This is a genomic window from Pseudomonas sp. A34-9, from assembly GCF_029543085.1.
Lineage (GTDB): Bacteria > Pseudomonadota > Gammaproteobacteria > Pseudomonadales > Pseudomonadaceae > Aquipseudomonas.
Genome location: NZ_CP119967.1, coordinates 375,581 through 401,988, shown reverse-complemented (window position 1 = coordinate 401,988; position 26,408 = coordinate 375,581). Strand labels below are relative to the sequence as shown.

General features: G+C 58.8%; 28 protein-coding genes and 1 tRNA gene. 15 read left to right on the top strand and 14 right to left on the bottom strand.

Annotated features, from left to right (window positions below; genetic code table 11):
• Positions 1-169: 169 nt before the first annotated feature.
• Positions 170-2,188, bottom strand: coding sequence for a leucine-rich repeat domain-containing protein (locus P3G59_RS01785; RefSeq protein WP_277760218.1), 2,019 nt, complete (start codon positions 2,186-2,188; stop codon positions 170-172).
• 189 nt (positions 2,189-2,377) lie between these two features.
• Complete coding sequence (locus P3G59_RS01780) at positions 2,378-2,818, bottom strand: hypothetical protein (RefSeq protein ID WP_277760217.1); 441 nt, start codon at positions 2,816-2,818, stop codon at positions 2,378-2,380.
• Here P3G59_RS01780 and P3G59_RS01775 point away from each other — a divergent pair.
• Entirely contained in the window at positions 2,817-3,272 is a 456-nt protein-coding gene (locus tag P3G59_RS01775; protein WP_277760216.1) for a tRNA (cytidine(34)-2'-O)-methyltransferase, read from the top strand. The genes P3G59_RS01780 and P3G59_RS01775 overlap by 2 nt on opposite strands.
• A gap of 164 nt (positions 3,273-3,436) precedes the next feature.
• On the opposite strand, the gene secB is transcribed toward P3G59_RS01775, so the two are convergent.
• From secB to P3G59_RS01760, 3 genes are read right to left on the bottom strand one after another with little or no spacing between them, the layout of a single operon-like run.
• Positions 3,437-3,922: a protein-export chaperone SecB gene (secB, locus tag P3G59_RS01770; RefSeq protein ID WP_007909233.1), complete on the bottom strand. Its 486-nt coding sequence runs from the start codon at positions 3,920-3,922 to the stop codon at positions 3,437-3,439.
• A gap of 56 nt (positions 3,923-3,978) precedes the next feature.
• Positions 3,979-4,233 carry a glutaredoxin 3 gene (grxC, locus tag P3G59_RS01765; RefSeq protein ID WP_008080561.1) on the bottom strand — a complete coding sequence of 85 codons (255 nt, stop codon included), beginning with the start codon at positions 4,231-4,233 and terminating at the stop codon, positions 3,979-3,981.
• Position 4,234: 1 nt separating this feature from the next.
• Entirely contained in the window at positions 4,235-4,648 is a 414-nt protein-coding gene (locus P3G59_RS01760; RefSeq protein ID WP_038359969.1) for a rhodanese-like domain-containing protein, read from the bottom strand.
• 153 nt (positions 4,649-4,801) lie between these two features.
• On the opposite strand from P3G59_RS01760, the gene gpmI reads away from it, so the two are divergent.
• The 5 genes from gpmI (at position 4,802) to P3G59_RS01735 (ending at position 11,462) form a co-directional block, all read left to right on the top strand.
• Positions 4,802-6,331 (top strand): 2,3-bisphosphoglycerate-independent phosphoglycerate mutase, encoded by a 1,530-nt coding sequence (gpmI, locus tag P3G59_RS01755; RefSeq protein WP_277760215.1) that lies wholly within the window; start codon positions 4,802-4,804, stop codon positions 6,329-6,331.
• 230 nt (positions 6,332-6,561) lie between these two features.
• Positions 6,562-7,848: a murein hydrolase activator EnvC gene (locus P3G59_RS01750; protein WP_277760214.1), complete on the top strand. Its 1,287-nt coding sequence runs from the start codon at positions 6,562-6,564 to the stop codon at positions 7,846-7,848.
• A 31-nt stretch (positions 7,849-7,879) separates the two neighbouring features.
• Positions 7,880-9,199, top strand: a complete 1,320-nt coding sequence (locus tag P3G59_RS01745) for a S41 family peptidase (RefSeq protein WP_277760213.1) — start codon at positions 7,880-7,882, stop codon at positions 9,197-9,199.
• A 2-nt stretch (positions 9,200-9,201) separates the two neighbouring features.
• Positions 9,202-9,978, top strand: a complete 777-nt coding sequence (locus P3G59_RS01740) for a divergent polysaccharide deacetylase family protein (protein ID WP_277760212.1) — start codon at positions 9,202-9,204, stop codon at positions 9,976-9,978.
• A gap of 116 nt (positions 9,979-10,094) precedes the next feature.
• On the top strand, positions 10,095-11,462 hold the full coding sequence (locus tag P3G59_RS01735; protein WP_277760211.1) for a Vps62-related protein: 1,368 nt from the start codon (positions 10,095-10,097) through the stop codon (positions 11,460-11,462).
• Here P3G59_RS01735 and P3G59_RS01730 read toward each other — a convergent pair.
• From P3G59_RS01730 to P3G59_RS01700, 7 genes are all read right to left on the bottom strand, one after another.
• The gene (locus P3G59_RS01730; RefSeq protein WP_277760210.1) at positions 11,443-12,198 is read right to left on the bottom strand and encodes an ABC transporter substrate-binding protein; all 756 of its coding nucleotides are present in this window, start codon (positions 12,196-12,198) and stop codon (positions 11,443-11,445) included. The genes P3G59_RS01735 and P3G59_RS01730 overlap by 20 nt on opposite strands.
• A 73-nt stretch (positions 12,199-12,271) precedes the next feature.
• Positions 12,272-13,042: an imidazole glycerol phosphate synthase subunit HisF gene (gene hisF, locus P3G59_RS01725; RefSeq protein ID WP_007897430.1), complete on the bottom strand. Its 771-nt coding sequence runs from the start codon at positions 13,040-13,042 to the stop codon at positions 12,272-12,274.
• A 9-nt stretch (positions 13,043-13,051) separates the two neighbouring features.
• Complete coding sequence (gene hisA / locus P3G59_RS01720; protein WP_064363356.1) at positions 13,052-13,789, bottom strand: 1-(5-phosphoribosyl)-5-[(5-phosphoribosylamino)methylideneamino]imidazole-4-carboxamide isomerase; 738 nt, start codon at positions 13,787-13,789, stop codon at positions 13,052-13,054.
• 101 nt (positions 13,790-13,890) lie between these two features.
• Positions 13,891-14,151, bottom strand: coding sequence for a DUF2164 domain-containing protein (locus P3G59_RS01715; protein ID WP_122609200.1), 261 nt, complete (start codon positions 14,149-14,151; stop codon positions 13,891-13,893).
• Positions 14,152-14,790, bottom strand: coding sequence for an imidazole glycerol phosphate synthase subunit HisH (gene hisH / locus P3G59_RS01710; protein WP_007909206.1), 639 nt, complete (start codon positions 14,788-14,790; stop codon positions 14,152-14,154). It lies immediately after the preceding gene.
• Positions 14,790-15,383 (bottom strand): imidazoleglycerol-phosphate dehydratase HisB, encoded by a 594-nt coding sequence (gene hisB / locus P3G59_RS01705; RefSeq protein ID WP_007909204.1) that lies wholly within the window; start codon positions 15,381-15,383, stop codon positions 14,790-14,792. Before hisB ends, hisH begins: the two co-directional genes overlap by 1 nt.
• A gap of 261 nt (positions 15,384-15,644) precedes the next feature.
• Complete coding sequence (locus P3G59_RS01700) at positions 15,645-17,309, bottom strand: OFA family MFS transporter (protein WP_277760209.1); 1,665 nt, start codon at positions 17,307-17,309, stop codon at positions 15,645-15,647.
• 223 nt (positions 17,310-17,532) lie between these two features.
• Between P3G59_RS01700 and P3G59_RS01695 the strand changes: the two genes are divergently transcribed.
• The 9 genes from P3G59_RS01695 (at position 17,533) to P3G59_RS01655 (ending at position 25,508) form a co-directional block, all read left to right on the top strand.
• Positions 17,533-17,937: an acetyl-CoA sensor PanZ family protein gene (locus tag P3G59_RS01695; RefSeq protein ID WP_277760208.1), complete on the top strand. Its 405-nt coding sequence runs from the start codon at positions 17,533-17,535 to the stop codon at positions 17,935-17,937.
• A 78-nt stretch (positions 17,938-18,015) separates the two neighbouring features.
• Positions 18,016-20,241, top strand: coding sequence for an AsmA family protein (locus tag P3G59_RS01690; protein ID WP_277760207.1), 2,226 nt, complete (start codon positions 18,016-18,018; stop codon positions 20,239-20,241).
• Positions 20,238-21,305, top strand: coding sequence for an A/G-specific adenine glycosylase (gene mutY / locus P3G59_RS01685; protein ID WP_277760206.1), 1,068 nt, complete (start codon positions 20,238-20,240; stop codon positions 21,303-21,305). The genes P3G59_RS01690 and mutY overlap by 4 nt, the downstream gene beginning before the upstream one ends.
• Complete coding sequence (locus P3G59_RS01680; RefSeq protein WP_141127218.1) at positions 21,302-21,574, top strand: oxidative damage protection protein; 273 nt, start codon at positions 21,302-21,304, stop codon at positions 21,572-21,574. The genes mutY and P3G59_RS01680 overlap by 4 nt, the downstream gene beginning before the upstream one ends.
• 104 nt (positions 21,575-21,678) lie before the next feature.
• Positions 21,679-21,754, top strand: a tRNA-Phe gene (locus P3G59_RS01675).
• 579 nt (positions 21,755-22,333) lie between these two features.
• Positions 22,334-23,413 carry a hypothetical protein gene (locus P3G59_RS01670; protein ID WP_277760205.1) on the top strand — a complete coding sequence of 360 codons (1,080 nt, stop codon included), beginning with the start codon at positions 22,334-22,336 and terminating at the stop codon, positions 23,411-23,413.
• A 75-nt stretch (positions 23,414-23,488) separates the two neighbouring features.
• A complete protein-coding gene (locus tag P3G59_RS01665) occupies positions 23,489-24,280 on the top strand; it encodes a TSUP family transporter (protein WP_007909181.1) in 792 nt (263 codons plus the stop codon).
• Entirely contained in the window at positions 24,277-25,158 is an 882-nt protein-coding gene (locus tag P3G59_RS01660; protein WP_277760204.1) for an alpha/beta hydrolase, read from the top strand. Before P3G59_RS01665 ends, P3G59_RS01660 begins: the two co-directional genes overlap by 4 nt.
• Positions 25,155-25,508 (top strand): hypothetical protein, encoded by a 354-nt coding sequence (locus tag P3G59_RS01655; RefSeq protein WP_277760203.1) that lies wholly within the window; start codon positions 25,155-25,157, stop codon positions 25,506-25,508. The genes P3G59_RS01660 and P3G59_RS01655 overlap by 4 nt, the downstream gene beginning before the upstream one ends.
• On the opposite strand, the gene P3G59_RS01650 is transcribed toward P3G59_RS01655, so the two are convergent.
• Entirely contained in the window at positions 25,505-25,795 is a 291-nt protein-coding gene (locus P3G59_RS01650; RefSeq protein WP_277760202.1) for a YceK/YidQ family lipoprotein, read from the bottom strand. The genes P3G59_RS01655 and P3G59_RS01650 overlap by 4 nt on opposite strands.
• A gap of 76 nt (positions 25,796-25,871) precedes the next feature.
• Positions 25,872-26,321: a carboxypeptidase regulatory-like domain-containing protein gene (locus P3G59_RS01645; RefSeq protein ID WP_277760201.1), complete on the bottom strand. Its 450-nt coding sequence runs from the start codon at positions 26,319-26,321 to the stop codon at positions 25,872-25,874.
• Between the last annotated feature and the right edge of the window lie 87 nt (positions 26,322-26,408).

Below are 26,408 nucleotides of genomic sequence, written 5' to 3'. Positions count from 1 at the left end.
GCGCACAGCACAACGCGATGCGCCCACCCTTTTGGGATCCTTGGTACAGGCAGGCCGGGGGTTCCCTCTTTACACCGGACCGACGCGTCACGCGAAGTCCACCCCGTTTTGGGAACCCTGATACAGGCAGGTCAGGGATTCCCGCTTTTACATCCCCGCCATTTCAGCGTTATTCCAGCCGCGGTCGCTTGGGCAAATGATGCGGAGGCTGGTTTTGCTGCCCCAGGTCCTGCCCCTGTATAAGTGCTTCCAGCCTGTCGAGCATTTTTCCGGGACTCGGCTCATCTCTGACAATCGCTCTCAGCCGACTCCGCTCATGACTGTCTGCCTCGCCGTATTGACTGAGAAACCGCCAGACACGCCCCTGCACAAGTGGATACTCGACATGAAATTCGGGCGTACGCGTCAGTTTCCGCATCCCGTCCAATATGTCGTTGTCAGCAACGCTTAAGCCATCCCACAGCTCCCTTCTCGTAGTGACTTCCTTTGCCGACACATTTGACGGCAGATTTCGCAGCCACAGGTCTACCGAGTGGTCAGTACTTTCTGCTCCCAGCCAAATGTCGTTGCCTGTCCACACGCGCGCATGTATCAGACGCCGCAGGGAAGCCGGGTCGGTGATGGGATTGCCGCTGAGATTGAAGCCCGTTCTAAGTTCGATGGATTCCGGGATCGAGGTAATTCGATTGTTCGCCAGATTCAACACTTTCCCGGGAATCTCATTGGTGATGCCCTCCGGAAATCTTTCTAACCCCGTGTTGGAAAGATCCAGCTCCTGCAACGCAGTCATTGCTTTAAGTGAAGATCCAACAGAAAGCGCGTTGTCGCCAAGTCTCAATACCTCCAGCCTCGACGGCCCGTTGCCGGCATTAAGCCCGAAAGGGATTCGGTGTAATCCGGCTCCTGTCAGGTCCAACACGCGCAACTCGGTCATCCCGGAGATGTCAGGATAAGTTAGCCACTCAACGCTCTGGTGTTGAAGAGACAACCGAGCGCGCAACTCGTCGGGATAAATATTCAGCCTTGCCGCGTATACTTTACCAAGCCTCAACACCTGCAGTCCGGTCATGTCCCTCAGCGAAAAATCATCATGTAAGTCACAATCCTGCAGGTTCAGTTCGCGTAAACGGGGGAGCTTGGCTAATTGCTCGACAAAGCGCGAACCCATATCGAATCTTGAGTAAACCCGCTCATATTGAAAGGCCCCGGTGGATCTTCTGGTGACGACCTGGCTTGTTACCGTCAGACTTTCAATGTCGGGAAATTGCGCAAAAAACACCTCTGGGTTCAGCGGTGCATTACCTCTCAGAGTAAGAGAAACGACTGACTTGAATTTTAAAGTCAGCAACCTATCAACTGGCCACTGCGTGAGATTGATATCCAGCTTGAAACCCACTAGTCGCCCATTGTTATAGACCCGCTGATCAGGTTGGCTGTGCCACTGATAAAATTGGCTTAGCGTGCGCCATGTGGCAAACGCGCTTTCTCTCTGACCGTCATGTGAGATGTTTTGATGGTACGGAGTGCTGAAGCGAGCGGAGTCCAGTTGAGGAAGTCCAAGCTGAATCTGCTTGAGCTCCATATCTGCCACATCCTTGTCATCGAACCGGGTGATAAACGCATCTGCGTCCTCATCGGTCGCTTGCGGAAGGTACTTTTTGACCTGCGCTCTGGTGGTTGGCTCAACGATCTCGCGCTCGTACCAAAGGCCGCTGTCGGGATTGCGCAGCAGCACCGGGCCTTCAGCCTCCAACAGGCTTGGCCGTCGCGCCCGATATAATCCCGTTGGATCCCTTGCAACAAGCACAAGCTCAGCTCCGCCTTCCGAAAGATCAGCGTATGGACGCCCGTTGATCATCCGCAAACCTTCACTGTTGACGGCAGGAAGTAACCTTTGGGGGGAAGTTATATAGTCGTTCAGCGATTGCGTGGGTACGAAAGGCTGGATTTCGACGGAAATCGCTCGAACGACGAGGGCCGGAGCTGGAGCAGGATGAACAGCATCAATGTCTGTAGTACCGGAAACCCCGGCTCGCGACTGCAGATTATCGGAAAAAATACTTGAACCGGCACCTCTGCGGCCCGATGAACCGGGAAGCGAAATGTCCACGTCTGCCGGTCGGGTCGGACTGGTGGAAGCGTCCACTTTCACACGGGAACTGCCACCGGTAGGTGGTTTTACTGGCATGTTTTTCCATCCTTGAGAAAGTCGCCCCAAGGCAGTTGCGCGGGGGACGACAGGCGTCGGCATCCTGCCGACTTTGAGGGACGGAATTTAGCGTGCTGAGGAGGGGGGGAACAGCGGAAAGGCGGACCGTTGCAGTAGGAAACAACGCCAAAAAATGTGGGACGGCGTAGTGGAAAAAAGAGCTTCCAATCAGTTCATCTGCAAGCGGATCTCCAGCCGCCAGCGGTCATCGACCTCGCTGCCGGCCCAGTCACCCTGCAAGGGCCGCGCTGCCAATACCGTCAGCAACAAACCACCATCGCTCACTCGCGTGCGCCAGTTCACGTCCTTGCCGTTGAGCTTGAGCTGGCCTTTCTGTGACTTGCCCTCAGCCTGAAACAACAGCGCCACCGCACCGTCGACCACCTCGCCGTGCAGCTTTGGTTCGTTGTTGAACCAGACCACCAGACCGCCGTCAGTCAATTCGACTTGCTGCAGCACACTCGGATCCGGCGTGGTCAGGCGGCCGATCATCAAGCCAACCATCACGCCGACAATCGCCAGCGAACCGATCACCCGCGGGAATAGTTTCGAACGGTTGTCCACAGGCGGCGTAGAATGCCGCTCATCTTTACCTTCGGAGCCGTGCATGTTTCACGTCATCCTTTTTCAACCAGAAATTCCGCCGAATACCGGCAACGTTATCAGGCTGTGCGCCAACAGCGGCTGCCACCTGCATTTGATCGAACCGCTGGGCTTCGAGATGGACGACAAGCGCCTGCGCCGCGCCGGTCTCGACTACCACGAATATGCCACGCTACAGCGACACGCGGACCTCGCCAGTTGCCTGGAAAGCCTGGGCAACCCACGCTTGTTCGCGTTCACCACCAAAGGCTCGCGGCCGTTTCATGATGCCGCGTTCGTGCCCGGTGACGCGTTCATTTTCGGCCCGGAAAGCCGTGGCCTGCCGGCAGAGGTGCTCGACGCCCTGCCGCCGGAACAACGCCTGCGCCTGCCAATGCGTGAAGGCTGCCGCAGCCTGAACCTGTCCAACACCGTCGCGGTCGCCGTGTACGAAGCCTGGCGACAGAACGACTTTAAATAACTACGCACCTGATCGTTCCCACGCTCCGTGTGGGAATGCCTCTGGGGACGCTCCGCGTCCAGCGACGCGGAGCGTCACGGGCTGCATTCCCACGCAGAGCGTGGGAACGATCAGCCAAGAAAAAAGCGCCTTTACGGCGCTTTTTTCGTTGTAGCTCAGACCGTTTACTGAACGGTTGGCGTCTCGCCGCTTTCCTGCATGCGCTGCAGCTCTTGCGCGTACAGGGCGTCGAAGTTCACCGGAGCCAGCATCAGTGCCGGGAACGAACCACGGGTCACCAGGCTGTCAAGGGTTTCGCGCGCGTACGGGAACAGGATGTTCGGGCAGAACGCACCCAGGGTGTGGCTCATCGAAGCCGCATCCAGGTTTTTGATCAGGAAGATACCGGCCTGTTGCACTTCAGCGATGAAGGCGACTTCTTCACCGTTTTTCACGGTGACGGACAGGGTCAGCACGACTTCGTAGAAATCACCTTCCAGCGCTTTCTGACGAGTGTTCAGGTCCAGAGCGACCGCCGGATCCCACTGCTGGCGGAAGATCGCCGGGCTTTTCGGGGCTTCGAAGGACAGGTCGCGTACGTAGATGCGCTGCAAGGAGAATTGCGGTGCGGTTTCTTCTTCGCTGGCTGCAGTGTTCTGTTGGTCAGTCATCTCAGATCCTTTCTGATCTTGGTTCTTTAGGGAGTGCTGTACGTGGGTGCAGCCGTTCAGGCCTTGAGCAGCGCGTCGAGCTTGCCGGCGCGCTCCAGGGCATACAAATCGTCACAACCGCCGATGTGCTTGCTGCCTATCCAGATCTGCGGCACGGACGTGCGCCCCGCTTTCTGGGCCATTTCGGCGCGCACCTGCGGCTTGCCATCGACCTTGATCTCTTTGAAGGCCACGCCTTTGTTCTCGAGCAGGTACTTGGCGCGCGAGCAGTAAGGGCAGTAATCGCTGGAGTAGACGATGACTTCGCTCATATCACTTCACCAGCGGCAGGTTGTCGCCTTTCCAGCTGGAAATCCCGCCGGACAGCTTGGCGGCGGTGAAGCCGGATTTCATCAGTTCGCGGGCGTGGGTACCGGCGGTCTGGCCCAGGGCGTCGACCAGAATGATGGTCTTGGCCTTGTGTTTTTCCAGCTCGGCGATACGCGCAGCCAGTTTGTCCTGGGGAATGTTGATCGCGCCAACGATGTGGCCGGCTGCGAAATCCTTGGCCGGACGGATGTCCACCACCACGCCTGCATCTTTATTGACCAGCGCGGTCAGCTCGCCGGTGCTCAGGCTTTTACCGCCGCCCTGCATCGTGTGCGCCAGCAGCAGAGCCAGCAGTACGACGAAGATACCGACAAGAATGTAGTGGTTAGTGGCAAATTCAATCAGGTGAGCAACCATCGAAGGAGGTTCCAGGGCGTTAAAATGTCGGCCAGTATACACAGCCACTATGGTCGGCCAAACCCCGTCCGGCGGTGACGCGGTCGGAACTTAGCTTTAAACTCCAACTCCCTTTTCCATCGCCCTCTTCTTTATTAGCCACGAGTGGATTCCATGACGACTACGCCTAAACCTTTGGTCCTGATGATTCTCGACGGCTTCGGTCACAGCGACAGCCCTGAATCCAATGCCGTTTTTGCGGCGAAGAAGCCTGTCCTTGATCGCCTGTGGGCCACCGTGCCCAACGGCTTGATCTCTGGCAGTGGCATGGATGTCGGCCTGCCGGACGGCCAGATGGGCAACTCCGAAGTCGGCCACATGAACCTTGGCGCCGGCCGCGTGGTGTATCAGGACTTCACGCGTGTGACCAAATCGATCCGCGACGGCGAGTTCTTCGAGAACCCGACCATCTGCGCCGCTGTGGATAAAGCCGTGGCCGCTGGCAAAGCCGTGCACTTCATGGGTCTGCTCTCCGATGGCGGCGTGCATAGCCACCAGGATCACCTGATCGCCATGGCCGAACTGGCCTTCAAGCGCGGCGCCGAAAAAATCTACCTGCACGCTTTCCTTGACGGCCGCGACACCCCGCCAAAAAGCGCGGCATCGTCGATCGAACTGCTCGACGCGACGTTCCAGGCACTCGGCAAGGGCCGCATCGCCAGCATCATCGGCCGCTACTTCGCCATGGACCGTGACAACCGCTGGGACCGCGTGGCTCAGGCGTACAACCTGATCGTCGATGGCAGCAGCGAATTTAACGCCGCAACGGCGCAGGAAGGCCTTGAAGCCGCTTATGCCCGTGGCGAGAGCGACGAATTCGTCAAAGCCACGTCCATCGGTGAGCCGGTGAAAGTCGAAGACGGTGATGCGGTGGTGTTCATGAACTTCCGCGCCGACCGCGCCCGCGAGCTGACTCGCGTGTTCGTCGAGGACGACTTCAAGGACTTCGAGCGCGCACGCCAGCCGCAACTGGCCGGTTTTGTCATGTTGACCCAATACGCCGCCAGTATTCCTGCGCCATCGGCGTTCGCTCCGGGCAGCCTGGAAAACGTCCTCGGCGATTACCTGGCGAAGAACGGCAAAACCCAGCTGCGCATCGCTGAAACCGAGAAATACGCGCACGTGACCTTTTTCTTCTCCGGCGGTCGTGAAGAACCGTTCCCGGGCGAAGAGCGCATCCTGATCCCGTCGCCGAAAGTCGCCACTTACGACTTGCAGCCGGAAATGAGCGCGCCAGAGGTGACCGATCGCATCGTCGAGGCTATCGAGAACCAGCGTTACGACGTGATCGTGGTCAACTACGCCAACGGCGACATGGTCGGCCACAGCGGCGTGTTCGACGCGGCCGTGAAGGCAGTGGAATGCCTCGATACCTGCGTCGGTCGCATTGTCGATGCACTGGAGAAGGTTGGTGGCGAAGCGCTGATCACCGCTGACCACGGCAACGTCGAGCAAATGGCCGATGAATCCACTGGCCAGGCACATACCGCGCACACCACTGAACCGGTGCCGTTCATTTATGTCGGCAAGCGTGACCTGAAAGTGCGTGAAGGCGGGGTGCTGGCGGATGTGGCGCCGACCATGTTGAAGCTGCTGGGTCTGGAAAAACCGGCGGAAATGACCGGTACTTCGATTCTGGTCTGACCCGAATCGCCAGAACACCGCAATACCCTGTAGAAGTAAGCCTGCTCGCGATAGCCATCTGACAGTCAACTACCCTGTTGAATGTCAGTAAGCCATCGCGAGCAGGCTCACTCCTACAATGGTTTGCGGTGTTTTTCAGGCCAGTTATCACACAGCCCCAATTGGGCGTTTTTTTTGCAGCCTCGGGCGGGCATACTAGGCCGTCCCTTACCCTGGTGCCGCCCGCCTCTATGCTCCGCGTCCTGATCGCCCTCGCTCTGACCTGCCTGCTCCAACCGGCCTTCGCTGACGAGCGCGCGCAAACCCAACAGCAGTTGGACGCCACGCGTCAGGACATTGCCGAGCTGAAGAAGCTGCTGAGCAAAGTCCAGGAAGAAAAGTCCGGCGTACAGAAAGAGCTCAAGGGCACTGAAACCGAGCTGGGCAAGCTGCAGAAGCAGGTCGACGCGCTGCAGAAAGAACTGCAGAAAAGCGAATCCGAGCTACAGCGACTCGATGCAGAGAAAAAAAAACTTCAGAGCGCGCGCACTGAACAGCAGCGACTGATCGCCATTCAGGCCCGTGCGGCCTATCAGAACGGTCGACAGGAATACCTCAAGCTGCTGCTCAACCAGCAGAATCCCGAGAAATTCGCCCGCACCCTCACCTATTACGATTACCTGAGCCAGGCCCGCCTGGAACAGCTGAAAAACTTCAACGAAACCCTGCGCCAGCTGGCCAATGTCGAAAAGGACATTGCCGCCCAGCAGGCCCAATTGCTGGTACAGAAAAGCAGCCTCGATACCCAGCGCGACGAACTGGAAAATGTTCGCAAGGAACGCCAGCAAGTCCTCGCCAAGCTCAACGACGACGTGAAGGCCCGCGATCAGAAACTCGCCGCGCGTGAGCAGGATCAGGCAGACCTGTCTAAAGTCCTTAAAACCATTGAAGAAACCCTGGCCCGCCAGGCCCGTGAGGCAGAAGAAGCGCGGCAGAAAGCGCTGATCGCCCAGCAGGAAGCGGAAAAAAAGCGCTTGCGTGAGGCGCAGGCTGAAAACAGCGACGCCCCACGAAAACCCGCCAGATCCACTCCCGGCGCGCTGGTCTCCAGCAGCGGTGAGACCTTTGGTGGTCCTTTTGCTGCAACCCGGGGAAAACTTCCTTGGCCGGTTGATGGTCGACTATTGGCACGCTTCGGCGAAACCCGTGGCGACGACGCCCGCACCAAGTGGGACGGTGTGATGATCAGCGCCTCCGCCGGTAGCCAGGTGCATGCCGTACACGGTGGTCGCGTGGTGTTCGCCGACTGGCTGCGCGGCGCCGGGCTGCTGGTGATCCTCGATCACGGCAACGGTTTTCTGAGTCTTTACGGTCACAACCAGACACTGCTCAAGTCGGCCGGTGACGTGGTTAAAGCCGGTGAGTCCATCTCCACTGTCGGTAACAGTGGCGGCCAGGACACACCAGCGCTGTATTTCGCAATTCGTCAGCAGGGTCACCCGAGTGATCCAGCACAATGGTGCCGTGCGCAAGGATAAGCGCCCCGCCTTATTAAGGAGTTCGTTCGACATGCTGCATTTGTCCCGCCTTACCTCGCTGGCCCTGACGATCGCCCTGGTGATCGGCGCGCCTTTGGCGTTCGCCGCTCAACCGGCCCCGGCCGTCGCTCCGGCAGGCACTGCCGCGACCTCCAAGGCGCCACTGCCGCTGGAAGAGTTGCGCACCTTTGCCGAGGTCATGGACCGGATCAAAGCCGCTTACGTCGAGCCGGTGGACGACAAGACCCTGCTCGAAAACGCAATCAAGGGCATGCTCAGCAACCTTGATCCGCACTCGGCCTACCTCGGCCCGGAAGATTTCACCGAGCTGCAGGAAAGCACCAGCGGTGAATTCGGCGGTCTGGGCATCGAAGTCGGCGCCGAAGACGGTTTCATCAAAGTCGTCTCGCCAATCGACGACACTCCGGCGTCGAAGGCCGGCATCCAGGCCGGCGACTTCATCGTCAAGATCAACGGCCAGCCAACGCGCGGCCAGACCATGACCGAAGCTGTCGACAAAATGCGCGGCAAGATCGGCCAGAAAATCACGCTGACGCTGGTACGCGATGGTGGCACGCCGTTCGACGTGACCCTCGCCCGCGCGGTGATTCAGGTGAAAAGCGTCAAGGCGCAATTGCTGGAAACCGGCTATGCGTATATCCGCATCACCCAGTTCCAGGTCAAGACCGGCGAAGAGGTCTCCAAGGCCCTGGCCAAGCTGCGCAAGGACAACGGCAAGAAACTCAACGGCATCATTCTCGACCTGCGCAACAACCCGGGCGGCGTATTGCAGGCGGCGGTGGAAGTGGTCGACCACTTCATCACCAAAGGCCTGATCGTCTACACCAAAGGCCGGATCGCCAACTCCGAACTGCGCTTCTCGGCCACCGGCAAAGACGAAAGCGAAGCGGTGCCGATGGTCGTGCTGATCAACGGTGGCAGCGCCTCGGCGTCGGAAATCGTCGCCGGCGCCCTGCAGGATCAGAAACGCGCCGTGGTCATGGGCACCACCAGTTTCGGCAAAGGCTCGGTACAAACCGTGCTGCCGCTGAACAACGACCGCGCGCTGAAAATCACCACGGCACTGTACTTCACGCCGAATGGCCGTTCGATTCAGGCGCAAGGCATTGTTCCGGACATCGAAGTGCGCAAGGCCAAGATCACCAACGAGGCCGATGGCGACTACTTCAAGGAAGCCGACCTGCAAGGTCACCTGGGCAATGGCAACGGCGGCGCCGACAAACCGACCGGTTCCGGCGCGAAGGCCAAAGCGATGCCGCAGGATGACGATTACCAACTGGCCCAGGCCCTGAGCCTGCTCAAAGGGCTGAGCATCACGTCCGGCCGTTGAGGATGTCGCTGCGTTTCGTCTTCGTTCTGTTGTGCTGTCTGGCGGGTGCTGCTCATGCAGAGCCTGCCAGCTCAACGCCGCACAAAGCCTACCTGACACTGATCATCGACGACCTGGGGCAAAACCTGCCCCGGGATCGCCGCGTGCTGGCCCTGCCTGGCCCGGTGACCACAGCAATCATGCCGGATACCCCGCACGCCACCGAGTTTGCCCGCGAAGCCCATCGCGCCGGCAAAATCGTCATTCTGCACATGCCGATGGACCCGGCCACAGGGCCTTACGCCTGGCACCCCGAACTGCCCATCGAAGAGCTGGAAAAACGCCTGAACGCGGCGTTCCAAAAGGTGCCTTATACCGCCGGCATCAACAACCACATGGGCAGCCGCATGACCGCGCAACCGCTGGCGATGGCGTGGTTGATGGCTGAGCTGCAACGCCGGCACAAGTTCTTCGTCGACAGCCGCACCAGCGCGCAAACCGTCGCCGCGCAGCAGGCGCAGAAGATCGATCTGGCCAGTGTGTCGCGGGATGTATTTCTCGATGACGAGCGTACCGAGGCAGCCATCTTCACTCAGTTGCAGACCGCGATCAGCCTGGCCCGCAAGCAAGGTTCGGCGGTGATGATCGGCCACCCCTACCCGCAGACGCTGGCGGTGCTGGAGCGCGAATTGCCCAAACTCAAGGCCCAAGGCATCGACTGGATCGATATCAAGCAAATGATCAGCGTGCGCAGCAATCGCGCCATGGCTGGCCATGGCAAGGACGGCGTTTACCGGTAACACCCTGCTACGACTGTAAATACATAGTTACCGCCAGACGCCTGAGTCCTATCCGGATAGTGAGACCTGCAACAGGTCGCGACTCACCGAGCCGCTTTCAACTATCAGGAAACACAATGACTACTCATGAAGACACAACACTGCCAATCGGGCAATTGGCGCCCATCCGGCGCGACAACCTGCTGATCAACTTCACGACGGAGTTTCTGCGCATCTGGGATACCCTCGGTTCGCGCGCAAAACCGGCTGCCTTCTGGCGCCCCACTCCCACAGCCGACGTGCTGCCGGGTTATTTTCCATTGGGCGATGTGGTCAATGATGACTACGACGAAATCACCGGCCGCCATGTAGTGGCCGTGGTTTGCGAGGCTGAAGGTCCCAGTGCCGATCCCGCCAAAGGCAAAGCATTGCGTCGCCCAGACGACTACGAGTTGATCTGGAAGGATTCCGGATCGAGATCGAAGAAAGATGGAGCGATCTGGCGTCCCATTCCTCCTGAAGGCTACGTGGCATTGGGATCGGTCTGCTCCAACGGCCATGAAAAGCCCTCATCCAACGCTGTTCGCTGTGTCCGCGCCGATCTTGTCATCGCCTCTGGCCTCAGTGTTCCGGTGTGGAGCGACAGGGGCAGCGGCGCGCGACAAAGCGTCAGCACCTGGAGCGCCGTTCCGCCCTCGGCGCAGTCGGATGAAATCAATCTGGCTCCCGGCACTTTTGTGGGTATTGGAGGCTACTCCAGGCCCAGCGATTTTCTCGTCTATTCCCTGCGTACCCAGATACCGCTCGAAGGCAAGTCTCGTCCCTCCGCGCCAGTGTTAGACGGGGTCACTCCACCGTTTGAGCAAATGTGCGAGAGAGTCACTCAGACCGTCCAGTTGCCTTGGTTCGCGGTGAAAGACCCAAGCCTGTCCCCGCGAGAACAACCGCGCAATTCACCTTTCTATCGTCTGCAACGAACGGACTACTACCAACTTGTCGGCCATTGTCATAACAGCAGTGCCGACAAGAAGACATTTCGCTGGACCGCGCCCCGGGCGCAAACCCCAGAACGCCTGCGCTCGTTCACCGCGCTTACGTCGGTCGAGTTCGGTGCTCAATGGCAAAGCAACGTAGCCCGCCCTTTCCTGTTTTCGGCGCGTTTGAATAGTGATTTCACACAAAGCGACGTCCACTCCAACGAGTGGCTAAATACGGCGCCCATTGAAATCGCAGCCGTGACCGCGGCAGAAAGCTGGATGGCGGTGTATCTGATGCAGAGTGAATTCGCCCTGCTACGCGCTGACGGCTCGCCCGTAACCGACAGCGTCAGTTACACGGATGCCAACACCCTGCACTTCAGTGAATACACGGCACCGACGCCCAGTGCGGCAATCCTCCCCACAGAGGAGACAGCCCCACCAGCGCAAAGCCCGATAGATATCACGACAGCCAATACGGCACAGGTACAGACAGAACCACCAAGCGCTACAGATACCGCGCCATGATGTCGTCAACCACACCTTCTTTGCGCAGTTGATCGAGCGCGGCCTGAAGCCTGGCGACGACTTCGTCGGAGACGTCCTTGTTCAGGGCCAGATACAGTTCTGCGCTGTTGAAGCGCAGCACAGTCTTGAGGCCGGTAACACCATCCTGCCGTGCCAGATAACGGCCGGCAGGGTCACCAGTTGCCCACAGGTCGATCTGACCGCTGACCAGTTTCTTCGCGTTGTCCTGATCACGCAGCACGACCACTGGCTTCAGGCCCTGCTTGGCCAGTGTCTCGGCAATCGCATCGCCCTTGTACGCACCGATCTTGTACTTGCGCGCGTCCTCAAGGGTTTCGAGGGTGATCTTGCTGTCAGCCTTGGCCAACAGGATCCAGTCGTCAGGGCCGATCGGGCCGACCCACTTGAAGAGCTTTTCGCGATCCGGCAAACGCGCCATCACGAACGCGCCGTAACCGGGATTTTCCAGCGCCAGTTTGTACACCCGCTCCCAAGGGAAACGCAGAGTCAGGCTGTAAGTGATGCCAGCACGCTGGAACATTTCACGGACGATGTCAGTGGCGATACCGTTGATGTTCTCGCCTTGGGCGAAGTTTTTGCCATTCTTCGCCATGTTGTACGGCGGGAAGTTTTCGGTGAGCAGCACCAGATCGGTATCAGGACCGGTTTCGGCCCGGGCAGTGTTGAGCAGCAACACAGAGGCACTGGCGAGAACAAGAAGCAGGCGTTTGATCATGTCGGGCTACCGGAATCCATGGCGTGCCCAAGAGTGCCTTGGGGACGCCATGCTGTCCACTGGCCTGTACCGTTTAGCGCATCACAATCCCGCGATGAGCCATATACGCCTTGGCTTCCTGCACGGTGTATTCACCGAAGTGAAAAATACTCGCCGCCAGCACTGCGCTGGCGTGGCCCTCGAGGATGCCGTCGGCCAAGTGCTGCAGGTTGCCGACACCGCCGGATGCGATTACCGGAATGCCCAGCGCATCGCTGATCGCGCGGGTCACGCCAAGGTCGAAACCGTTTTTCATGCCGTCCTGATCCATGCTGGTCAGCAGGATCTCGCCAGCGCCGAGGCCTTCCATTTTCTTCGCCCACTCGACCGCGTCGAGGCCGGTCGGCTTGCGCCCGCCGTGGGTGAAGATTTCCCAACGTGGGGTTTCGCCCGGGCCGGAAACTTTCTTCGCGTCGATGGCGACAACGATGCACTGCGAGCCGAAATGCTGCGCGGCTTCGCCGACAAACTCCGGGTTGAACACCGCTGCGGTGTTGATCGAGACCTTGTCCGCGCCGGCATTCAGCAAATTGCGAATGTCCTGCACGGTGCGCACGCCACCGCCGACGGTCAGCGGGATGAACACCTGACTGGCCATGCGCTCGACGGTATGCAGCGTGGTGTCGCGGCCATCGACGCTGGCGGTGATGTCGAGAAAGGTAATCTCGTCGGCACCCTGCTCGTCATAACGACGGGCAATTTCCACCGGGTCGCCGGCATCGCGGATGTTTTCGAACTTCACACCTTTGACGACCCGGCCGTTGTCCACGTCCAGGCAAGGGATGATGCGTTTGGCCAGCGCCATGGTCAGTCCTCAGCCTTGGTACGAATCGCAGAAAGCTTGCGCTTCGGCGACGTCGAGGGTGCCTTCGTAAATCGCCCGGCCAGTGATGGCGCCGATGATGCCCGGTGCCTTGGCGTCGAGCAGCGACTTGATGTCACCCAGATTGTGGATACCACCGGAAGCGATCACCGGAATCTTCGTCGCAGCGGCCAGCGCAGCGGTGAACGGTACGTTGCAGCCCTGCATCATGCCGTCTTTGGCGATGTCGGTATAAACGATCGAAGACACACCATCGGCTTCGAATTGCCTGGCCAGATCAATCACCTGCACAGTGCTGATTTCAGCCCAGCCATCGGTGGCGACGAAACCGTCCTTGGCGTCGAGGCCAACGATGATTTTGCCCGGGAACGCACGGCACGCTTCAGCGACGAATGCAGGATCTTTAACGGCTTTGGTGCCGATGATCACGTAGCTCACGCCAGCTTTGACGTAGTGCTCGATGGTTTCCAGCGAACGAATGCCGCCGCCGATCTGGATCGGCAGGGTCGGGTAACGCTTGGCGATGGCAGTCACCACTTCGCCATTGACCGGTTGGCCTTCGAAAGCGCCGTTCAGGTCGACCAGATGCAGACGGCGGCAGCCGCCCTCCACCCACTTGGCAGCCATGCTCACCGGGTCATCGGAGAACACTGTGGAATCTTCCATGCGGCCCTGGCGCAGACGTACGCAGGCACCGTCTTTAAGATCGATAGCGGGAATAATCAGCATGCTTTTTCCTTCGTCAAAAGAGCGGCAAGCTGCAAGCGACAAGCTGCGAGCATGCGGTGTACCAATTCTTGCAGCTTGAAGCTTGCGGCTTGCAGCTGCTCCTAATTTTTTTCGAGCGCCCACAGGTCGCTTTCGATGCTTTCAAACCGCTCTTTGAGGTGGGTCTGCACATCGAAAATCGCCCTGTTGTAATAGTGCGGAGCAATTTCGCGAGTAAACAGCTCAAGAATTTCCGCCGCTTCGAACGAACCCAGGTCCAGTTCGAAACGGTCTTCCATGAACCGCTGAATCTTGCGATTGGCCTCGTTCTCCTGTTCAGGAGTGAGGGTCAGGATCGGCGGTCTGGATTTCTTGGCAGCCATTTACCAGCGACCGTCCCACGCGGCGAAGTTCTGCAGCAATTGCAGGCCATGGGTATGGCTTTTCTCCGGGTGGAACTGCACGGCGAAACGCGAGCCATCAGCTAGCGCTGCAGCGAAATCGACACCGTAGTGACCGCCGCCCACCACCTGCCGCGCGTTGGCGGCGGCAATGTAGTAGCTGTGCACGAAGTAGAAACGCGCCATGTCCGGAATGTCATGCCACAGCGGGTGGCTGACCTTCTGCTTCACCTCGTTCCAGCCCATGTGCGGGACTTTCAGGTGCTCGCCGTCTTCATGCAAATCTTTGCCGAAAAACTTCACCGCGCCCGGGAACAGGCCGATGCAGTCGACGCCGTCGTTCTCTTCGCTGGTGTCGAGCAAGGCTTGCATGCCGACACAGATACCGAGAAACGGACGATCCTGGCTGACTTCACGTACCAGCGAATCGAAGCCGAGGCGACGGATTTCCGCCATGCAATCGCGAATCGCGCCAACACCGGGGAACACCACGCGGTCAGCTTCGCGAATCACCGCAGCATCGCTGGTGATCAGCACTTTACCGGCGCCGACGTGCTCCAGAGCCTTGGCTACCGAGTGCAGGTTGCCCATGCCGTAATCGATTACTGCAACCGTCTGCATTACAGAACGCCTTTGGTCGATGGCATTTGCCCGGCCATGCGCTCGTCCAGCTCGACGGCCATGCGCAGTGCGCGGCCGAAAGCCTTGAACACGGTTTCGATCTGGTGGTGCGTGTTGGTGCCACGCAGGTTGTCGATGTGCAGGCTGACCAGCGCGTGGTTGACGAAGCCCTGGAAGAATTCCTGGAACAGGTCAACGTCGAAACCGCCGACGGTGGCGCGGGTGTACGGCACGTGCATCTGCAGGCCTGGGCGACCGGAGAAGTCGATGACGACGCGCGACAGCGCTTCATCGAGCGGCACGTAGGCGTGGCCGTAGCGACGGATGCCTTTTTTATCGCCGATGGCTTTGGCAAACGCCTGGCCGAGGGTGATACCGACGTCTTCCACCGTATGGTGGTCGTCGATATGCAGATCGCCCTTGCATTCAATATCCAGGTCGATCAACCCGTGACGGGCGATCTGATCCAGCATGTGCTCAAGAAAAGGAACACCGATATCGAATCGGGCCTTTCCGGTGCCATCAAGGTTGATCGAGGCTTTGATCTGGGTTTCCAGAGTGTCGCGCTCGACAGACGCCTTACGTTCGGCCATCACCAGCTCCGCAAAATCATTGGGCGAAAAAGGCAGCCATTATAGGCACGCAGGAAGCAAACAGAAACACGAGAGGTGAGATGACTGACGGATAGAATGCCCGGCTGTCGCGGGTAGACATGTCCATACAAGCCATTACAGGCCCCCAAAACAGCTGTAGGAGTGAGCCTGCTCGCGATGAGGGCCTCACAGTCAACATTTCTGTGACTGTCAGACCGCTATCGCGAGCAGGCTCACTCCTACAGGGGTACTACGTTTTACTTAGTGAAACAGTACCGCCGTCTTCTGCAGGGTCACCCACACACCCCACGCCAACGGAATGCCCACCGCCAACCACGCGGCGATTGCCAGCGGCTTGCTGCCCGGCGCGGCTTTCCACTCCAGAACGGTGCTGGCGTCAGCACCTTTGTCGTGGCCCAGCGCCTGTTCGGCAGCCAGTTCAGCGTCGGACATGAAGTACTTGTCGGCCACCGGACGCACCATCAGATTGCACAGGAAACCCAGCACCAGCAGGCCGGCGAGGATGTACAAGGTGATGTCGTAAGCGGCAGCGCGTTCAACGCCGATGCTCAGCTGGTATTCACGCAGGTAGTTCACCAGCACCGGGCCGAGCACGCCAGCGGCAGCCCAGGCGGTCAACAGACGACCATGGATCGCGCCGACCATTTGCGTACCGAACAGGTCAGCCAGATAAGCCGGAACAGTCGCAAAACCACCGCCGTACATCGACAGGATGATGCAGAACGCAGCTACGAACAGCGCAACGTTGCCCAGATGACCCATGTTCGGGATCAGCGCGTACAGCGCGAAACCCAGGGCGAAGAACACGAAGTAGGTGTTTTTGCGACCCAGGTAGTCCGAGAACGAAGCCCAGAAGAAGCGACCACCGATGTTGAACAGGCTCAGCAGACCGGTGAAGCCGGCAGCGATCGCGGCGATCGAAGCCAGTTGCCCGGCGTCGAGCTGACCGAACGGCACATCAACACCCAGCAGTTTGCCGCCGAACACTTCCTGCAGCAGTGGCGAAGCCATGCCGAGGATGCCGATACCGGCGGAGACGTTCAGGCACAGCACCAGCCAGACCAGACGGAATTGCGGGGTTTTCCACGCCACATTCACGTGCACATGACGGTGGGTGATCATCGCGTTCGCGGCTTTCTTCGCCGGAGCGGTCCAGCCTTCAGGCTTCCAGCCGGTTGGCGGCACGCGGTAGGCCAGAGCGCCACCGATCATGAACACGAAGTAGATCGCGGCCATGGCGACAAAGCTCTGCCAGACGCCAACACCGGTCGGCGAAGCGAAGTGGCTCATCAGCGCAGTCGCCAAGGGTGCACCGACCATCGCGCCGCCACCGAAGCCCATGATTGCCATGCCGGTGGCCATGCCGCGCTTGTCCGGGAACCACTTGATCAGGGTCGAGACCGGCGAGATATAACCCAGGCCGAGACCGATACCACCGATCACGCCGGAGCCGATCCACATCAGCCAGATCTGGTGGGTATAAATACCCAGCGCCGAGATCAGCAGACCGCCGCACCAGCACAGTGCCGATACCACACCGGCCTTGCGTGGTCCGGCGTGTTCCAGCCAGCCACCCCAGATCGCTGCCGAGCAGCCGAGGAAGATGAAGAACAGCGTGTAGATCCAGCCGAGCATCGAGATCGGCCAGTCACATTGCGACGAAAACACTTGTGCGATGAAGCTCATGTCCGGTGCGCAAGCCACCGGAGCGGTAACGCCCAGCGCCTTGGACAGCGGCAACCAGAACACCGAGAAGCCGTAGGCCATGCCGATGCACAGGTGGATGGCCAGAGCGGCCGGTGGTACCAGCCAGCGGTTGAAACCGGGCTTGGCGATGATGCGTTCCTTGGACAGGAACGCGGCCTGATCGGCTTTGAGACCGTCCGCCGTGATGCTCGTGCTCATTGTGTATCCCCCAATTATTAGTATGGTTCGCCAGCCACTGTTCACCCTCGGCCTTATGCACGCAGGCATGACCGTTTTTTAAGGTGAAGCTCCTTGAAGGCGCGACGTTAAGTCGCAGAAGGACGGACGAACGGGCGAAGGTTACCATTTGCACGTGACAGAAAAACCAAACTGATATCACCTTTTTTATGTCATCCGTTCTCGTATCACTCAGGAAAGCGCCATGCCGATCATTGTCCAAGCCCTGAAAGACGCCAGTTATCATGATCAGCAGGATTTGCAGAAGATCTATCGCGATGCGCCAGAATGGCTGTTCGCGCCATTTTCCGGGGAGGCCGAACTGATCGAACGCGCCCTCGCGGACGGGACTTTGATTGCCGGACGCTTCAACGATCGCCTGCTCGGGGCCGCACTTGTGCAAAGGCACCACGACATTTGGTACTTGTCCCATTTATGCGTACGAAAAGTTACCCGTCGCCGTGGAGTAGCCGAACGGCTGGTGAACCAAGCGCAGAAAATGGCGTCGCAAGCGGGGGCCGAACTGCGTCTGCTGGCCCCTGCGGAGCATCTTGAGGCTCAGGCACTGGCCACCAGGTTGCAGGTACCGCTGGAGGTCCTGGCAACATGACGCCACAGCGAACCGGGTAGTTGCAGCGCTATACTCCCCGGCTAAATTACGAATTCGACTAATTACAAGGACTCGCCCATGAAAGCGTTCGGCAAAATCCTGGGTCTGGTACTTCTCGGGTTGTTGCTGATCATTGTGGCGGCAGGTTTTGCCCTGACCCACCTCTTCGATCCCAACGACTACAAAGACGAGATCCGCCAGATAGCCCGCGACAAGGCCCACATCGAGCTGACGCTCAATGGCGATATCGGCTGGAGCCTGTTCCCGTGGCTTGGCCTGGAATTGCACGAAGCCAGCGTCGCCACCCTGGTCAAACCTGCCGAACCGTTTGCCGACTTGCAGATGCTCGGTCTGTCCGTGCGCGTGCTGCCGCTGCTGCGCCGTGAAGTGCAAATGAGCGATGTGCGCGTCGAAGGCCTGAACCTGCGCCTGAACCGCGACAAGGACGGCCACGGCAACTGGGAAGACATCGGCAAGGTGCCCGCCCCGGCCGGAGCGACGCCGCCAGCAGCTACTGCAGGCCAACCGGCCAGCGAAACCACTGCCGCCGTGGAAAAACCACCGCAGCCGATCCGCCTCGACATCGATAGCCTGACCGTCAACAACGCCCGCGTTGAGTACAACGACGAGAAGACCGGCAAGCAGTTCAGTGCCGAGAGTATCCAGCTGAGCACAGGTCCCGTTCACGACTCGACCAATATCCCGGTGAAAGCCACTGCCTTCCTCGGCACCAACCAGCCGGTTCTGCGCGTGCGCACCGAACTCACTGGCGAGTTGCGCATCGAGCGCGCCCTGCAACGCTACAAGTTCGAGGATATGAAGCTCTCCGGCGAACTGGCTGGCGATCCGCTGCAAGGCAAGACCTTGACCTTCGCTGCACAAGGTCAATTGTTGCTGGATAAAGCCGCGAACGTCGCCGAATGGACCGGCATCAAGATCTCCGCCAATCAGCTGCGCGCTTTGGGTGAACTGAAAGCCAACGACCTCGACAAAACTCCGCAGATCACTGGCGGCCTCTCCATCGCCCAGTTCGATCTGGCGAAGTTTGTCGACAGCATCGGCCATAAACTCCCGGCCATGGCCGAAGGCAGCCTGAGCAAAGTCGAGTTGGTCAGCCGCGTGGAGGCCACGCCAACCAGCATCGCCTTCGACAACATAAATCTGAAACTCGACGACAGCAGCTTCAGTGGCCGCATCGCCGTCGAAGACTTCGCCAAGCAATCGTTGCGGGCGATCCTCAAGGCCGACACCTTCAACGTCGACCGCTACCTGCCACCGAAATCGGCGCAAGCCAACAGCGCCACGCAAGTGCGGCAGGCCGAAGTCGCCAGCACCGAAGCCGATGCCATGGCCGGTGCCGGTTCCACGCCGCTGCCGGACAAACCCAGCAAAACCGCCTGGAGTACCGAGCGTCTGTTGCCGGTTGAACGCCTGGCCAAACTCGACGTCGATGCCGACCTGACTTTCGGCCAGTTGACCCTCGACAAACTGCCGATCCAGAACGCTGCACTGAAAGCCACCGGCCAGGGCGGCCTGCTGACCCTGACCAACCTGAGCGGCGAGTTGTACAACGGCGGCTTCGCTGCCAACGGCACCCTCGATGTACGCCCAAGCGCGCCTGTGCTGAACCTGCAGACCAGGCTCAATCGCGTGCCTGTAGAAAAAATCCTCGAAAGCCAAGGCAAGAACCCGCCCGTCAAAGGCCTGGTGACCCTCACCAGTAACGTGACCGGCAGCGGCAACAGCCAGCAGGCGCTGATCGACACGCTCAACGGCAACGCCAGTTTTGTGATCAACAACGGCGTGCTGCTCAACGCCAACCTTGAGCAGCAACTGTGCAAAGGCATCGCCACGCTCAACCGCAAAACCCTCAGCGGCGAGCCACGCGGCAAGGACACGCCATTCCAGGAACTCAAGGGCAACCTGACCTTGCGCAACGGCGTCGCCAGCAATCCGGACCTGAAAGTGCGCATCCCCGGCATGACCGTCAACGGTAACGGCGATATCGACCTGCGTGTGCTCGGCATGGACTATCGCGTCGGCATCATCGTCGAAGGCGACACCAGCGCCATGCCGGATCCGGCCTGCCAGGTCGGCGAAAAATTCGTCGGCATCGAGTGGCCGCTGCGCTGCCGTGGCCCACTGGAATTGGGCGCCAAGGCTTGCCGCGTCGACAATGATCGCCTCGGTCAGGTCGCGACCAAACTGGCCGGCGACAAGCTCAGCGAAAAGATCGACGAAAAACTGGGTGACAAAGTCAGCCCGGAACTGAAAAACGCATTGAAGGGGCTGTTCAAGCGATGAGAGCGGAGCAGTTTTCCACGGCGGTGCTGGATTGGTTCGACCGCCACGGCCGCCACGATTTACCTTGGCAGCAGGACATCAACCCGTATCGGGTGTGGGTGTCAGAGATCATGTTGCAGCAGACCCAGGTCAGCACCGTGCTCAATTACTTCGACCGTTTCATGGCCGCGCTGCCAACCGTCGAAGCGCTGGCCGAAGCGCCGGAAGACGAAGTGCTGCACCTGTGGACGGGCCTCGGTTACTACACCCGTGCGCGCAATTTGCAGAAAACCGCGAAGATCGTCGTCAGCCAGTACGGCGGCGAGTTTCCGCGTGACGTCGAAAAGCTTACGGACTTGCCGGGCATTGGCCTGTCCACCGCCGGCGCCATTGCCAGCATCAGCATGGGCCTGCGCGCGCCGATCCTCGACGGCAACGTCAAACGCGTGCTGGCGCGCTTTACTGCGCAAGAGGGTTACCCCGGCGAGCCGAAAGTCGCCAAACAGCTCTGGGCCAACGCCGAGCGCTTTACGCCGCACGATCGGGTCAACGCCTACACCCAGGCGATGATGGATCTCGGCGCTACACTCTGCACGCGCAGCAAGCCGAGTTGCCTGCTGTGCCCGCTGGAGCGTGGTTGCGAAGCGCACATGCTCGGCCTCGAAACCCGCTACCCGATTCCCAAGCCGCGCAAAGCCATCCCGCAGAAGCGCACGCTGATGCCGATGCTCGCCAACGGCGAAGGCGCGATTCTGCTTTACCGTCGCCCCTCGAGCGGTTTGTGGGGCGGCCTGTGGAGCCTGCCAGAGCTCGATGACCTCGACGACCTGCAACATCTCGCCGCTCAGCACTCGCTGACCATGGGCGAGCAGCAGGCGCTGCCGAGCCTTGTCCACACGTTCAGCCATTTCCAGCTGTCCATCGAACCCTGGCTGGTTCAGGTACAGGAGGCCGCCCATCACGTGGCCGAGGCCGACTGGCTCTGGTATAACCTCGCCACCCCGCCGCGCCTGGGCCTCGCCGCCCCGGTCAAAACCTTGCTCGAACGCGCGGCCGCCGTCTTGAATGCAGGAGAGTCGCCATGACCCGCACCGTAATGTGCCGCAAGTACAAAGAAGAACTGCCTGGCCTTGAGCGCCCACCGTACCCGGGCGCCAAAGGGCAGGATATTTTCGACCACGTCTCCGCCAAGGCCTGGGCCGACTGGCAGAAACACCAGACGCTGCTGATCAACGAAAAGCGTCTGAACATGATGAACGCCGAAGATCGCAAATTTCTTCAGGGCGAAATGGACAAGTACTTCTCCGGCGAGGAATACGCCCAGGCCGAAGGCTACGTTCCGCCTGCAGAGTAAACCCCGCAAAATCGGGGGTCGGATCGTAAGCGACGGAATTAATTTAAGAAATTTTAAAAAAGTCGTTGACGTAAATCCGAAAAACCCTTTTAATGCGCCCCGTTGCCCAGATAGCTCAGTCGGTAGAGCAGGGGATTGAAAATCCCCGTGTCGGCGGTTCGATTCCGTCTCTGGGCACCAAATACCGAAAACCCTGAATCGCAAGATTCAGGGTTTTTTTATGCCTGCGATTTGATAAGCCACCCCCACCTCCTCTTCCAGTGCTTTTGTTAGCCATTATTTTGATGTTAGGCTCCGTCAGCTTTTTCGGCAGGTTGTTGCTGACTGCCGAAAATAATCGCCGAGTACTTCAGTCCTGATGACCGGCATTTAACGCATTACCCAAATAACGCACTCCGCGCCCTGGAACCCTCGAGACTACCGAGGTTATTGCTGGCAGCAGGAGAGTTGCGTCTGCGAGCAGGATCGCTCGCAGAACCAAGCCCCCTCATAAAGTTGTCATGGAGGACAAGACCTCAGCGCAGGTCATCTGCTGTTGTTTCAACTGTCAGGCAAGCGACAGCAAACACGGACCCGGCATTCAACATTTGTTTGAACTGTCGCGTCACAGCGCCCTGTGCCCTCCCGAAAAAACCAGACCTGTATCAACTCGCCCACGTCCGGATCTGTGCGTGCGCTCGGCACGCATTGCATCATCGAAACAGCCAACAGCTCCCACAAAAAAATACAAAGGGAGCCGATACGACAGGGATGTAAACAATGACCGAAGCCTTACAACACACTTATAAAACCGTTGAGTCTTTAGTTGAACAGGAAGTCAGAACTTTCAGTTTTGATACGCAACAAGCGAAGCTGCTGCACACCTTCTCTGAAGAACTGGCAGCCATGGGCGGGCCACAAGCCGCAGGCGCAAAGTCCAAAGCCTCGCTGGCAGCGACCGAGTTGAAGTTTTCGTTTTCCAAGGATCAATGCGAACTGCTCGGTGCTTACTCCGACGGCCTGGTTTCCCTGCTGATTTTTGAGGGCATGCAAAAAGTCAGCGCCACCAGCCCTCCGGATGAACTGCCGGACCTGAACGCTCTGGAGCATCGTCACGACGTACTTTGTCTGGCAGCACGTAATCAGATTCTGTTGAAGCTGGTGGATAACAGCGCCTTTGCCTACGACATGGACAACGAAGGCAAACTGGTCCGGCTCGTCGCCAACTTCAAGGGCGGCGGCCTGACCAAAATCAATGATGAACCGGAAATCAAAGAGCTCAGCTCCCACTCCGGTCTCGCGCTCGGCCCGCACACCGAAGCGCCGTACTGGTGCGCTGTGAACGCGCAAGACGGGCATTCGCCGTCGCCATCGTCGTTGATCCTGTCGGCGCTGTGGAATCCAGGCCTGGAACCGACCTCGGTCATTCCGTTGCCACCTCTGCTGGACGAAATCGGCGTCACTGGCTGCCTCGCACTGACGACAGGCAGCTTCCAGTTCACCCGCAGCGACTCCTTCGTCAGTGGCAAGGGCGAGGATGGCCGTAATGTTTCGATTCTGGAGTTCGATGACAACGTCGGATTCGCCGCGCGATTCAACTCGTACCGTTTTTCGGTCAACGACAACGCCTCGGACTTTGTCAAAGAGGCTTACTCCGCGCTTTGTCAAAGCGTGGGTAAAGCAACACCGGTTCAATACACACTGACGCAAGAATCGGCCATGGTGATCAATAACGTCCGGGCCCTGCACTGTCGTGATGTCATCAAAGACAATCGACGTGTATTGGTGCGCATCTTCGGCCTGTCGAAGTTCTCGTCCCCGATTGTCATTTCAGACGATCCACTATTGATACAGGGCTGATGTTCGCTGCACGCAAAGCTGTTGAATGGCCAGTCATGTAAATGGCTGGCCAATAACTATAAAAGGGAAAATGTAATGGCTTGGGATGTAATTGGCATGTTGGCGCTCGTGGCTTTTTGCGCCGGTTTTTTTGATGCGATTGCCGGAGGTGGCGGTTTGATTACTTTGCCGGCCTTGTTTCTGGCCGGTGTCGACCCGATCAGTGCGATTGCCACAAACAAGTTTCAGGCCGCGTCGGCCACTATTTCGGCCACGGTCACTTTTGCCCGCAAGGGCATGATTGAATGGCGCGAGGGGCGCTTCCTGGTTATCTGCGCATTCCTGGGTGGCGCCAGCGGGGCACTGTTGGTCAGCTCTATTGATAAGCGCTATCTGGAAGTGTGCGTGCCCGTCATGCTTATTCTGGTGGCGATCTACTTTGCGCTCTCGCCGAAACTGGCCAATGAAGATCGTCGCAAGAGAATCGGCATTCTGCTCTTCTCGTTCACCGTGGCGCCAATCCTGGGCTTTTACGACGGTATCTTCGGTCCGGGTGTAGGTTCATTCTTTATCGTCGGTTTCGTGCTGCTTTGCGGGCTTGGAATGATGCGGGCCATGAGCTTCACCAAACTGGCCAACGCGTCGTGCAATCTGGGTTCGTTGTCAGTTTTCATCACCAAAGGCGTGATCATCTGGCCGATTGCGATTGCCATGGCACTGGCAGCCTTCCTCGGCGCACAACTGGGCGCTAGAGCGGCTGTCCGGGTCGGCCCACGCTTGATCAAACCGATGTTGATCGTGGTCTGCTGCGCCTTGGCGATCAAGCTGTTGAGCGTAGAGACCAATCCATTGCGGGTTGCAGTCCTCCACACCCTGGCAGCCTTGTGATCAATCGGTTGGCGCTGACCGGCGCGTCTCGACTTCAGTCTCGGTTGCAGTTCGATGAGGCGCCAACCGGCCCTGAGTTTTTCTTTGCGCAAACCTTCGTCGGCTACCAACTGGAAGGTCGCGTATTAACCGGTTCCGCCGCAGAAACTTCAACGCCGCAGGTGCTGGCCATTCACGGCGCCCGCTCTGACTATTCGCGACTCAGCGCCATTCTGCACCCGTTGCAGGCGCTGGGCATTGCCAGCCTCAGTTTCAATCTTTCCGGCCACAGTCCCGGCGCTGATGTTGCCCTTGAAGACACTTCACTGGCACAGAACCTTCAGGAGGCCTTACAGTTTGCCGATCATCTTGGCGCCGAACTCAGCACAGTGATCGGTCATAGCCTCGGGGGCGCACTGGCGCTCAAGGTAGCGCAAGCGCATCGCGCTTCAGTCAGGCACATCGTGCTGTTCTGTCCTGCCCTGTATGCGGAAGCGGCCTGGCAGCAACCGTTTGGGTCACCCTTCAAGAGCGCGATTTCGGTGCCTAACGGTTTTCTCGATTCGCCATCGCTGGATTTCCTGCGCACGTTCGACGGGAAGGTCTTGCTGGTGATCGGCGAATATGATGGCCTTCGATCAACCGCGTTTGGCGGGATTCCCGGTACCTCTGCCGGAACGCAGCAAATGGGCGAGCGCTTGATCAATAGCGCCATTCCCTATGAGGTCATCGAGGCCATTGAAAAGAGTCTGGCCCCCAATCAATTCAGAAAAATCGTGCTGCCGGGGTGCGACCACGCGGTATCAACGTGGCTCCGGGAAAACCCGCCGCGCGCAGTGCAATTGGCGAGGGAGATAGCGCAGTTCATCAATGCCGGAAACAGGTCCCAAGCGTCATGAATCAAAGGAAAACCCGCGTCCCTCTGCCCCATCCGCCGCCCTATCGGCCAAGTCGGGTGACTTACTGGCTGACTGTTCTCGTTGCCGTGCTGATTGCCTTCGCCATCGGCGCATCGATCTGGATGCTGATCGACAGCTGGATCAGCGGCTCGATCACCACCAACAATCGTGGCCCGCGCAGCACTTACACCCTGGCCCTGCAACCTCGGCGGTTTTGGTTCGAGTTTGTCTGGCAGAGCGTCGGCACAGTGTTTCTACTGGCGGCAGGCGTGTTCGGGCTGTGGATTTATCGCAAGGTACAAGAGCCCTTGAGCACACCGAAGCGCAAACGCCGCGCAAAGAAAACCTAAAGCGTATTGATGTAATCGACAGGCAGCAGAACCGTGTCCAGAGCGGCGTCCACTGGCAGGGATACGACGGTGATGAGCGGGCAGACAATCATCATGTAACAGACGATCGCCGCCGGCATGCCATCGCTGCCGCCCCCTCGCACACCCAACAGATGAAGGTTGCCATCAACCCCTCGGTAATACTGAGCATCGGACAAACCGTCATTCAAACGCCCGATAAACGTTCCGCAGCCGCTCAACTGCAAGACCAGGCCGATGACCCAAACAGCACGCAAAATCCCTTTCAAACCCGCGTTTCCTTACATCACACAATATGAGGCGCGGGATTGTACCCGCGCCTCGGCCTTGCAATCACATCCATCGCTATCCCGCGTCATTCCAGTGGAACACCAGATTGCGCGCCGTGCCACTGCCGACATCTGTCACGTCGTGCCGTGTTTCGCCGTTGCGAGTAGCCACCACCGTGTACTTGCCAGGTGGAAGTTGTACGTACACCAGTGGACCGGTTTTATTAAGCGTCAGTACGGTTTGCCCTGGCGACTTTTGAATCATCACGTCGACGTCAGCGGTGTACTCGTCTTGCGCGCCTACAGCGAACGTCATGTGCAGGTTGTAACCGCTGCTTTGTTGAATAGCCTTGGCCTCATCCTCACCGATCCCGCCGGCCAGATAAGCGACGCCGTTCTGTTGTTGCTGCTGAACTTGCACGCCCGCACTGTCGATGGGCTCAAGACTGGCTGCCTGCAACATCACCGGAAACAACAATGCGACGACTGCGGCGATGGGCAGCATGAATGAAATAACGCGTTTCATGATCACGACTCCCGGGTTCGTGTAGAACCCAACCATTACTCTTTATTGGATTTGGCAAAGGAGGGTCGCGTTTTAGAATGATTTGAA